The 12,221-nt window shown below is 43.1% G+C and carries 8 protein-coding genes; all 8 read left to right on the top strand.

The window, feature by feature from the left end; genetic code table 11:
* The first annotated feature begins 2 nt into the window (after positions 1-2).
* The 8 genes from FKG96_RS26535 to FKG96_RS26500 all read left to right on the top strand — a co-directional run bounded on the left by FKG96_RS26535 (position 3) and on the right by FKG96_RS26500 (position 12,165).
* Entirely contained in the window at positions 3-1,076 is a 1,074-nt protein-coding gene (locus FKG96_RS26535; RefSeq protein ID WP_130858072.1) for a hypothetical protein, read from the top strand.
* Positions 1,077-1,193: 117 nt separating this feature from the next.
* A complete protein-coding gene (locus tag FKG96_RS26530) occupies positions 1,194-2,207 on the top strand; it encodes a LacI family DNA-binding transcriptional regulator (RefSeq protein ID WP_130858071.1) in 1,014 nt (337 codons plus the stop codon).
* A gap of 149 nt (positions 2,208-2,356) precedes the next feature.
* Positions 2,357-2,584: a hypothetical protein gene (locus FKG96_RS26525; RefSeq protein WP_013663913.1), complete on the top strand. Its 228-nt coding sequence runs from the start codon at positions 2,357-2,359 to the stop codon at positions 2,582-2,584.
* A gap of 75 nt (positions 2,585-2,659) precedes the next feature.
* Positions 2,660-4,054 carry an alpha-L-fucosidase gene (locus FKG96_RS26520; protein WP_130858070.1) on the top strand — a complete coding sequence of 465 codons (1,395 nt, stop codon included), beginning with the start codon at positions 2,660-2,662 and terminating at the stop codon, positions 4,052-4,054.
* 263 nt (positions 4,055-4,317) lie between these two features.
* Entirely contained in the window at positions 4,318-7,557 is a 3,240-nt protein-coding gene (locus tag FKG96_RS26515) for a TonB-dependent receptor (protein ID WP_130858069.1), read from the top strand.
* Between the two features lie 3 nt (positions 7,558-7,560).
* Positions 7,561-9,405, top strand: a complete 1,845-nt coding sequence (locus FKG96_RS26510) for a RagB/SusD family nutrient uptake outer membrane protein (protein WP_130858068.1) — start codon at positions 7,561-7,563, stop codon at positions 9,403-9,405.
* Between the two features lie 19 nt (positions 9,406-9,424).
* Complete coding sequence (locus FKG96_RS26505; RefSeq protein ID WP_130858067.1) at positions 9,425-10,102, top strand: DUF3823 domain-containing protein; 678 nt, start codon at positions 9,425-9,427, stop codon at positions 10,100-10,102.
* An 8-nt stretch (positions 10,103-10,110) separates the two neighbouring features.
* Positions 10,111-12,165: a beta-L-arabinofuranosidase domain-containing protein gene (locus tag FKG96_RS26500; protein ID WP_130858066.1), complete on the top strand. Its 2,055-nt coding sequence runs from the start codon at positions 10,111-10,113 to the stop codon at positions 12,163-12,165.
* The last annotated feature ends 56 nt before the right edge of the window (positions 12,166-12,221 follow it).

Genomic DNA, 12,221 nt, shown 5'->3' with positions numbered 1-12,221 from the left:
TAATGAAGTCTTTTATTTTTTTCCTTACGTTTTTCTGTTTGCTGCATATTTCATTAAATGCGCAAGATCGTTGGATTAGACCGAATGATGTACACGATGTGGCGAAATGGGGAATCCGGCAAGGCATTGTTTTCAGTTTATGGCCCTACGGTCTCGAAGATGCGCATGCGATTTACGGTGGTGGTCCTAGGGGATTGATACGTGTTGGCGTTGAGCGAAGTGGAAAAATTTATCTACTTAATTTTTTAGCTATTGAACCACTTGTAGATGGAAAGATCGAATTTAGCGAAATATCGCCTTCATCAGTTGATAACCGCTGGGGGAAGATAATGTGGGCAAGCGATCACCCCAATCCCACTGCATTTTATCCAACGGCTAATTGCCGTGGTGTTATTAGTCACCCTGATGACGCTCGTCCCGAGTTGGAGGAATTGTCTATTTATGTATTCCTGGAAAAATATCACTCGGGGGCGCATCCCTACTTAAAACTCTCGATTCGAAGTGATCGACCGGATGAATTGGCTATTCAGTTATTCAATCGGGAGGATAGTAAGCAAATGGATTATTGCAATATCACAGCGACGATGGGAAACTATGCACGACTACGATCGCTACATTTAAAAGAAGGCGCGATTGATTCCCGAGTGCTCTATAAAGGCTATAATGGAATAGATTTTATCGAAAAGGAAAGCTATCCAGCGAGCAGCATGCTCCGTAGTCTTGACGGAAGTTATTTCGCATTTGCAACCGGTAATGAAGATATACAAGCCTTAAAAGCTTGGCCGGTTGATTCCTTGGCGAAAAGCAAATTGGGCTGGAGGTATCGCCCACCCCTGAAGTTTACGCAATACTGGCGTAGCGAACAAAACAATGGAAGTGATAATCGTTTAATGGTAAGAGTGAACGGCAGGTATCGTTATTGGAGCGGTGGAAGTCGGGATTCTACCCATTACATGAAAATCCCAGGAGGGGCAGCCTTTGAAAATTTTGAACTGCGCCAACCTTATCAATCCGGTCAAAAGATATTTTTTGGAATATCAGAACGCACACCTCAGGAAATTTTGGACAGGTTTTAGTCCCGTTATTGAAGACAATAATTAATTGGAATTTGAGATTTAATCGTTTAAACAGTAACTTGCGAACTAAATCTTCTGATAAGATTCTTTAAGCTAAATCATTATTCACGCCATTATATGAATAAAAAAGTTTCGTTAAAGGACATTGCCAAGGCTGTAGGAGTTTCTACCGCTTTAGTTTCTTATGTACTTAATAATAAGGAAAAAGAAGCGAGAGTAGGCAAAGAAATAGCCGAAGTGATTCGTAAAAAGGCAATGGAAATGAATTATCAACCAAATCAGTTGGCGAAAAGCTTGAAGAGTGGAAAGTCATTTACGATCGGATTGATATTGGCGGATATTTCCAACCCCTTTTTTGCAAATATCGCCCGCACTATAGAAGATGAGGCAAAAAAATATAATTATACCGTTATCTTCGGTAGCTCAGATGAAAATGCTGAAAAATCCCGAGATTTAATTGAAGTATTGATTGAAAGGCAAGTTGATGGGTTTATTATAGCACCCACAGAACGAACGGAGTCACAGATAGAGAGCTTAAAAAAAGCCAATATCCCTTTTGTCTTGATTGACCGGTATTTTCCCAAAATTCAAACCAATTATGTGATTACCGATAATTTTGGAGCTGCCTACAGGGCAACAAAGCATTTAATTGATGCCGGTTTCGAACGGATCGGTATGATAGCTTATAAAAATGGGCTTATTCATATGAAAGAACGGGTAAGGGGATATAAACAGGCAGTTAAAGATGCTGCATATGGAAAAGCCTTATTAAAAGAAGTTACTTATGAAATGGGTGAAGGCGAAATACAGGATAAAATTGACGAATTAATTAACGGAAAGCAAAAAATTGATGCGTTGTTTTTTGCTACCAACACACTTTCCATTCATGGCCTGAAATATTTAAACCGCAAAAAGCTAAGAGTACCGGACGATGTGGCCGTGGTCTGCTTTGACGAGTGTGACGCATTTGATTTTTTTTATTGTCCGCTAACTTATGTGAAACAGCCTTTAGTAGAGGTAGGACAACAGGCTGTCAATATTTTACTCAAGAAGATTAATAATCCGGAAAAAGAGGAAGAACAGGTTTCTTTAGCCTCTGATTTTGTTATTAAAAAGTCAAGTGCCAAGTGATAGGTCTCAAAAGTTTAGGGATTGGTCTCCAAATTCTTCGGCTACATCTACTTCTTCGCTAAATGCTTACGAAGCTTACTAATTTAGCTTGTGATCAGGAAATTGACGACTCAATAAGCGGCCTCGTCATAAACAAAAGGAGGAGTAACATGAAGGCTCACATAGAAAGAAAAATCATACGTTGGATACACATTATATTAAGTATTCCAATACTCGGCTACATTTACGGGCCGGTGGCAGCACTAACATATCCGGCTTTAGCCGTAAAGTTTGTATTCTTACCCATCATTATTCTTTCGGGATTCTGGCTTTGGAAAGGGAGTCTTGTCAAAAAGTGGATACGCAAAAGTGCCGATCGTAAGCGGGTGCTAAAATAACTCAATACTATGCTAATATAGTTTGATTGAATCTGCTTTGGGATGTGTATTTATGCATAAACCAAAAATTATATTATGAGAACCCTTCTATTAAATCTACTATTCATTGGATATCTTGGAGTTTCGATTGCGAGCGGACAAGGCAGCACTGAAACGCCCCCATGGGCGAAGGAAAGCCAAGAGCATAAAGATCAGCGTCTGGCTTGGTGGAGGCACGATCGCTTTGGGATGTTCATCCATTGGGGATTATATGCTGTATCGGCAAGACATGAGTGGGTACAGCAGATAGAACAACGGAGTACTGAAGAATATAAGGACAAGTACTTCAATATATTCGATCCGGATTTATACAACCCAAAAGAGTGGGCAGCGTATGCAAAAGAGGCTGGGATGAAATATATTGTACTCACCGCAAGGCATCATGAGGGTTTTAGTTTATGGGATACCAAGGTAAGTGATTACAAAGCACCGAACACGCCTGCAAAAAGAGATCTTTTGAAACCTTTCGTCGAGGCTTGTCGCGAGGCCGGCTTAAAGGTTGGCTTTTACTATTCGCTAATCGATTGGCACCATCCGGATTTTAAGGTAGACGGTACGCATGCTTTGCGCAATAAAAAGGAAGCCCGCGAGAGCAACAGTAAGCGCGATATGAGTAAGTATCGGCAATTTATGAAAGACCAGATTACCGAGCTGCTTACTAACTATGGAAAGATCGATCTTTTGTTCTATGATTTCTCCTATCCAGGTCCGGATGGTAAGGGACATGATGACTGGGACAGCGAAGGGATTTTAAAGCTGACCCGCAAGCTACAACCCGAAATTATCGTGAACGACCGATTAGATCTAAACGATACGGATTGGGGCTGGGATTACAAAACACCGGAGCAGTTTATGCCAAGCAAATGGCCGGAGGTGAATGGTAAAAGAGTGCCGTGGGAAACCTGCCAAACGTTTTCCGGTTCGTGGGGCTATCACCGCGACGAAAATACGTGGAAAAGCACCAACCAGCTGATTGCTATGCTGATTGAAGTCGTAAGCAAAGGCGGAAATCTATTGTTAAATGTAGGGCCAACTGCCAGAGGGTATTTCGATGATCGGGCTACTGATCGGTTGGCTGGTATGGGCAAATGGATGAAATACAATAGCCGGTCCATCTATGGATGTACGGCCGCCCCTGAAGCATTTAAAAAACCTGATAACTGTTTTCTGACCTACAATCCGGATACCAAGCGTTTGTACGTCCACCTATTACAATGGCCGTTTAAAACACTGTATTTACCCGACTATAAGGGCAAGGTAAAATATGCGCAGTTTCTGCACGACGGCTCCGAAATTAAGTACACCTCGCGTTCGTCTGCCGCGTCCGGTGCACACACAACAGCAACAGCCGGTGAAAACGATCTCATTGTGGACTTACCGGTGGTGAAACCGAATGTGGAGATCCCGGTTATCGAATTGATCCTCGAATAAAAAAATGCGACCAAAAGGTCGCTTTTTTTTTTTGCCCCTTATATCGTCTTTTACCATTCCCCCTTCTTCAATCTTCTATAAGACAAATTGGCGAATTATTGATACAAATAGAGTATTTAAAGAATTGCTAAATCGTTTTCTTTGAATCCTGAGTCATGTTTATGCAAATAAGCGTGATTCAGACACTAGCCGTGCTAAACCGTTTTAAATTATTAATGCTAACTGAACAAAATTAATGTGCCAATAAACTTAAACAATTTCTTATGAGGAGGAATACGCGCTTTTATTCTGAGTGGCTGCTCATCAAATTGCCTTTGATGAAAACACTGCATCCACCATTTCTATTAAAAAAACCGAGCAGCTATTTTTTGTGCTCAATCATTTGTATTCTTTGCTTTCCTTGGAAGAATACTTATGCAAAATCAACGTTCTTTGCACCGCCAAATTCACACTTAGAAGCACAGCAGCGGGAGATTATTGGCAGTGTAGTAGACGAATCTGATTTACCATTGCCCGGTGTAAGTGTGAAGGAGCAAGGAACAAGTAATGGTACATCTACTGATGAAAAAGGGGCTTTCCGTTTGATACTACAGAAAAGTAACGTCATTGAGATTTCATTCGTTGGCTATATGTCCCAAACTATAAATATCGGTGATGATAAAGAAATACGAATTATGTTAAAACCCGATGCCCAATCTTTAGAAGAGGTGGTGGTTACGGGCTTTGGATTATCACAAAAGAAAGCCTCGGTAACGGGAGCGATTTCGACGATCGGTTCAAAAGATATTGCACGTTCTTCAGCGCCCAACGTTTCTGGTGCGCTCGTCGGAAAAGTTGCTGGGTTGAATACGAGGCAAACTGATGGTAGACCTGGTTCGGGTACACAAATACGAATTCGGAATATGGGAAATCCCCTTTATGTGATCGATGGTATGCAGTCAGATCAAGGGCAATTCAATAATTTAGATTTTAACGATATTGAATCTATATCGGTATTAAAAGACGCTTCTGCTTCTATTTACGGCGTACGAGCGGCTAATGGCGTAATAGTTGTGACTACTAAAAAAGGTGCTAATAACTCAAAAAACACGGTATCTATAAATAGCTACTTTGGTATGCAGGATAATTTTAAATTTGTTGATCCTGCTGACTCCAAAACCTATGTGCACAATTATGTACAAGGTGAAACGTTACGCGGCACCGATAGACAATATTCCCGCGAAGAATACGATAAGTGGATGGCAGGAACGGAGGTAGGTTACCAAGGTTTCAATTGGCTCGATTTTATTTGGGAAAGTGCTCCCCAGTATTACTTGAATGCTAATTTTAGTGGTGGAACGGACAAATCAAATTATTATGTTTCTATTGGACGCTTGCAGCAAGATGCCACTATCAAAAATTACGGTGGTTTTGAACGGACCAACCTGCAAATGAACTTGGACAGCAGAATTAATGATCGCTTTAAGGTTGGTTTTCGTATGAATGGCCGTCTGGAAGAACGGGTGAACCCTGGTGTTCCGGGGGGAGACGACTACTGGTTGCCTCGATTTGCTGTTCTTCGTAATTTACCTACGCGCCGTCCTTATGCAAACGATAATCCACTATATCCACAACGTCCCGGCGACGATCCGCAGACAAATTTTGCTGTTCTGAACTACGAGCGGTCTGGTCGAATGACAGAGAACTGGAGGCATATTCAATTGCAGGCTAACGCCGAATACGAAATCATGGATGGTCTTACGGCAAGAATGCTGGGTGGCTATTATTATGGGAATCGTAAATTTGACAACCAAGAGTATACCTATCAGCTTTACCGCTATGATCCTGCGACAGACAGCTATCCCGTGGATTATTCCATGGACGACCCTTATCGTGAACGAATTTATGAAGAGATCGAAGAGATTACATCGAATGTCCAATTGGATTATAAGAAAACTTTTGGAGACCATAACATCAATACAATCGTGGGATTCGAAACCATTCAGCGCAGTGACCCACAAGGCCAGATTGTCAGCAGACCAACAGCTAACAGTTTGAACCTGATTAGTTTTGATGAATTGCGGACATTCAACGACAGAGGGAGGAATACGCAAGCACGTATGGGAATTATGGGACGTTTCAATTATGATTTTAGAGGTAAGTATTTGCTGGAATTATCGGGTCGCTATGATGGTTCCTGGAAATACCCTCCAGGACACCGCTGGGGTTTTTTCCCATCGGCCTCAGCTGGATGGCGGATTTCAGAGGAGGAATTTTGGAAAGGTCACGGCATTCATGATGTGATCAATAATTTGAAAATCAGAGGTTCCTATGGTACGGTTGGAAACGATGACGTCAACGGCTACAGTGCCTTTGATTTCCTTGCAGGATATAATTTCAGAAATGGTGCCGGTGCTTCAGTAATAGACGGCCAATATGTGATCGGTTCGCGTCCAAGAGGCTTACCGGTGACTACTTTATCGTGGACACGATCCCACATCTTAGACGTAGGTTTCGAAATGGAAACCTTAAAAAATCGGATGACGGCTACGTTTTCTTATTTTAATCGCTTAACGACGGGCATTCCCGCAGCGCGCTATGATGTGCAACTGCCTTCCGAGCTCGGCTTTGGGTTACCTAATGAAAACTTAAATTCAGATGTTATTAGAGGAGTAGATGGGATGTTGCGCTGGGCGGACAACATCAACGACTTTAATTATAGTATTGGCGGTAACTTTACCTATGCGCGCTTCTACGATTGGGAGCAATACGACAATAGGAGAAGCAACTCGTGGGATATGTACCGAAACAGCATATACAAGCGTTACGGATACCTTAACTGGGGATTGGAAGCCATTGGACAGTTCCAGAGTTGGGAAGAGATTGCCAATTATCCGATCGACAATGATCGGCGCGGAAACACGACCCTCATGCCAGGAGATATTAAATACGCGGATCTCAATGGTGACGGGGTAATTAACAATATGGATGAACGTCCAATTGGTTACCGCGAAGATGCTACACCGATTTTGAATTTTGGTTTGAATTTCGCTTTTAACTACAAAGGATTCGACCTGGCCTTCGACTTCTCGGGTACGGCATTCTCTTCTTGGTATCAACGTTGGGAACAAGCTGTGCCATTCCAAAACAATGGTAATAATCCGACTTTTATTTTTGACGACGCCTGGCATTTGGCTGATGTTTGGGATCCCAACAGTGAATTAATTCCCGGTAAATACCCTTTGGTACGTTTGAATCAAGGCGACCATAGCAATTATTGGGGTAGTACATTTTGGAAAAGTAATGTAGTCTACGTGAAGTTACGAAATATTGAGCTCGGCTATAACCTGCCCAAAACGTGGTTAAGCAAAGCAAAAATTTCAGGCATCCGTGTATATATGATGGGGCAGAATCTCTTTGCCCTGACAAATGTGCAAGGGGTCGATCCCGAGCAGCAAGATCAGAATGGCTTGGGCTATCCGACCATGCGTATGTATAATTTCGGTTTAAACCTTCAATTCTAACACATGAAAAAAAGATGTTTTTATATAGCAATCCTCGCGGGCGCTTTACTAAATAGCAGCTGCCAGGATTTTCTTGATCAAAAACCCGATACCATATTAACAAACGACCAGGTTTTTGGTGATCCCAACTTAATTCGTTCAGCACTCGCAGATTTTTACGATCGCATCAGCTGGGGGCAACGGCCTGGAGGAGGACAATATGATTATACCGTATTAGATGAAGCGATTAAGTATGATTTCGACCAGTTTAATAGTTTTGACCGTAACCGTTGGCGCGTTTACGACTATGGGCTCATCCGAAGTTTTAATCAGTTTTTACAAGGATTGAACGAAACAGATGCCCTGACCGATACCGAGAAAGCGCCCTTGATTGGAGAAGTACGATTATTACGTGCCTGGTGCTATTTCAATACGTGTCGAACATTGGGTGGCATGCCCATAGTAGGCGATGAAGTTTTTGATTATGTGCCTGGTGTAGACGTTACCGCTTTACAATTTCCAAGAGCGACGGAAGCGGAAATGTACGATTATATTATCAGTGAGTGCCAGGAGAGCGCTGAACTGATGAGCGGAGACAAAACAACTAATAATGCACGCGCCAATAAATGGACGGCAAAAATGTTGGCAGCTCGGGCAGCTCTATATGCTGGTTCCTTAGCGAAATACAACAACATGATGCCGGCGCCTATACAAACAGCTGGTAGAGAGGTGGGAATTGAATCGGCAAGGGCTAATGGTTATTATGAAACGGCTCTTGCAGAAGCTACAGAGGTGATCGAACAAAGCCCATACGAACTTCAAGACCGGAGGCCGGAAGACAAGGCGCTCAATTTTTATGAAGCAGTATGCGTTAAAGAGGCCAATACCGAAGTTATTTGGGCGCGTGACTATATTTTTCCTGGGCAAACACATGGTTTTACAGGAGCGAATCTCCCCACATCGATGGCACAGGATGCCAATACCAGCTATTTGTCCATCCTTTTAAATTTGGTCGAGGAGTTCGAACCTATTAATACAACAACGCCTGGCCAAGGTAGTAAATTTGAGGTCGGTAGTTTCGGCGGAACGCCGCAGTTTTTCGAAACGGCAAGTGAATTATTCGAGAGTCGGGATCCACGGTTAGCGGGGACGGTATTATATCCGGGGTCTACATTCGCAGGCGCCGAGGTAGTTTATCAGGCCGGGCAATTGAATAGAGAGGGCAACGCGTGGATGAAACGAGAAGGTGCTGCCAATAGTACGGCGAATGGTCAGTTGCTGACTTCCGAAAATGGGCCGATTTTCAATTCTGCCCTTCGGCTAGTTAATAAGACTGGTTTTGGTATCCGCAAATTTTTAGATGAAACGCCTGCTGCCGGAACCATTGGTAGAGGGTCAGAAATGTGGGAACCCCGTTTCCGCATGGCAGAAGCTTACCTGATTGCAGCTGAAGCGGCCTTTGAATTAAATGGTGGTAGTAATGCCGTCGCCTTGTCGAATATCAATGCCGTGCGTGCACGTGCGGGTGTACAGCCATTGACAGTACTTACTTTTGAAAATATCGTACATGAACGGCGCGTCGAGTTCGCATTCGAAGATCATCGCTATTGGGATCTGTTACGCTGGCGGCGTGCGCATATTGTTTGGAACGGGAATCCACGTAATGAACAAGCCGGCAGAAGAGGCTTGTGGCCTTATCGGGTTGTCGCATCAGGGGATCCTAACAATGGCAAGTGGGCATTCGAGGTACGGAATATGGATTTTATTTATCCAAATCCTTTGTATTTTGAACTGCGTCATTATTACAGTGAATTGGATAACGGTTGGTTAAATAACAACCCGAAACTGGTAAGAAACCCCTATCAGTAACATAGTTTAACTAAAGAATATGAAAAAGTATTGTATATATAGCTTATTAATTTTCGTGACGCTCCTTGCGGGTTGTGGAAAAGACAATTATGATGAACCCACCTCTACATTAACGGGTCGAATCGTTTATCAGGGAGAACCTTTGCAATTGAAAGGGACTAATGAGAGCGTACGCGTTCAGTTATTTCAGGATGGTTACGACTTTCGGACGCCATTGGACGTTTTCGTCTCCCAAGATGGCAGCTTTTCCGCTAAATTATTTGACGGACACTATAAATTGGTTACCAGAGACGGTAATGGTCCCTGGCTTAATACCCGCGATACCACGGAAGTGGAATTAAGAGGGACGGCTTCCGTGGATTTGGAAGTAACGCCTTACTTCACCATCTCTAATTCATCGATCTCCTTGAGCGGTAATGTGATGAATACCTCTTTTACGATTAATCAAATTGTGGATGCCGCGCAGATCGATCGGGTAATGCTGCTCCTCAATACGACCACCTTCGTTGACGAAGTGGCTAACGTTGTACGAGCCGAATATACGGGTGATGATGTTCAGGTCGGACAGATGGCTTTAAATGTGGATTTTTCAGACGAGCCTGACGCGGTCAATGGACGTGCGCTCTTCGGGCGGATATGCGTTTGGCCAAGTGGTTCTGATCAAGGAATTTACTCACCAGTTGTTCGCCTTAGATAAAAATTGCAATGATGTTCTATAAATCCTTAATTGTCGCATCCTGTTTAAGTCTATCGATCCTAAATCCGACGAAGGCTATTGAGGAGGTTACCAATGTAAGCCGCCCCGATACAAGTGCATCTAATAAGCATTACGTATCCAATCGGAAACCGCTGCGATCTGCTTATTTCGTTAAATTGCCTGTGGGTTCTATCCAACCAAAAGGTTGGCTTCGGAAATACCTGGAATTACAGCGTGACGGATTGACGGGACATCTCGGGGAAATCAGTGCTTGGCTAGCAAAGAAAAATAATGCCTGGTTAAGTAAAGATGGAAGTGGGGATCATGGCTGGGAAGAAGTTCCTTATTGGTTGAAAGGTTATGCTAATCTTGGCTATATTTTAAAGGACGAACGGATTATTCAGGAAGCGAGGATCTGGCTTAACGCCGCGTTGGAAAGCCAGCGAGAAGACGGTTACTTCGGTCCATTGATTTTAAAAGATGGCAAACCCGACCTCTGGGGCAATATGATTATGCTGTGGTGTTTACAATCGTACTACGAGTATAGTCGTGACGAGCGGGTGCTATCTTTTATGGAAAAGTATTTTGCCTGGCAAAATCAACTTCCGGAGGAGAAGCTACTCAAGGATTACTGGGAGAACAGTCGGGGAGGGGATAATCTCTATAGCATTTATTGGCTTTATAACCGAACACAGGGAAAGGAATGGTTGTTGGACTTGGCAAAGAAAATCCACCGAAATACGGCCGATTGGAAGCAGCAACATAACCTTCCGAATTGGCATAATGTGAATATTGCGCAATGCTTCCGTGAACCCGCTACTTATTATTTGCAAACTGGCGATCCGAGTGATCTCGAAGCTAGTTATCGTAATTTTGATATTATCCGCGAACGTTTCGGCAATGTACCAGGGGGCATGTTCGGCGCAGATGAAAATGCGCGGGAAGGCTATGCGGATCCACGACAAGGAGTTGAGACCTGCGGCATGGTCGAACAAATGGCCTCCGATGAAATATTAATGGGAATAACCGGTGATCCTTTTTGGGCAGATCATGCCGAAGAGGTTGCTTTTAATACCTATCCTGCGGCCGTAATGCCTGATTTCAAGGCTTTACGTTATATTACGAGTCCGAATATGTCCATCAGTGATAGCAAGAACCATCATCCGGGCATTGATAATAAAGGCCCCTTTTTAATGATGAACCCTTTCAGTTCGCGATGCTGTCAACACAACCATGCACAAGGATGGCCTTATTTTGCCGAGCATATTTTTATGGCCACACCGGATAACGGTTTGGCGGCCCTGCTTTTTGCGGAAGCTGTTGTGACAGCAAAAGTGGCAAATGGACAGGAGATTAGCATTGAATCGGCCGGGCATTATCCTTTTGATGATCAGATTTCCTTTACCGTACATACAGCAAATGGGGTAAGTTTCCCCTACTATATACGGATTCCAAATTGGTGTAATCAAGCCAGTGTACTGGTTAATGGTAAAAAGGTGCAACAAGCCTTTAAAGCGGGTTCTTATGTTAAGATCGAGCGAACATGGAATGATGGCGATAAAATTACCTTAACATTGCCCATGGAACTTTCTATTACAAAATGGAAAGAGAATAAGGGAAGTATCAGTATTAACAGAGGACCGCTCACTTATTCTTTAAAAATCCAAGAGCAATATATCAAAAAAGACAGCAAGGCCTCTGCCATTGGGGATTCTAAATGGCAAGATAATGCAGATCCTGAAAAATGGCCATCTTTTGAGATACTGCCTAACTCGCCTTGGAACTACGGAATCGTGTATGCTGGCCAGAAACCAGGAGAAATAATAGAAGTAATAAAAAGCGAGTGGCCGGAGGATAACTTTCCTTTTACGCCTGACCATGTCCCGGTAAGATTAAAAGTTAAAGGTAAACAAATTCCGGAGTGGAAAATCGATCAATATGGGTTAACGGATGTATTACCAGCCAGTCCGGTACAGGTGAATACGGAGGCAGAAGAGCTAGAACTTATACCCATGGGGGCAGCAAGGTTGCGGATTAGTGCTTTTCCGGTGATTAAGTATTAGTTTTAAGGGATTAGCTAATAGCTAACAATGGATATACTAAAACAAACAATACAATA

It is taken from the genome of Olivibacter sp. LS-1 (assembly GCF_008245145.1).
Taxonomy (GTDB): domain Bacteria; phylum Bacteroidota; class Bacteroidia; order Sphingobacteriales; family Sphingobacteriaceae; genus Olivibacter; species Olivibacter oleidegradans.
Note: the sequence above shows the minus strand (reverse complement) of the source record. Positions and strands in the feature narration are given on the sequence as shown.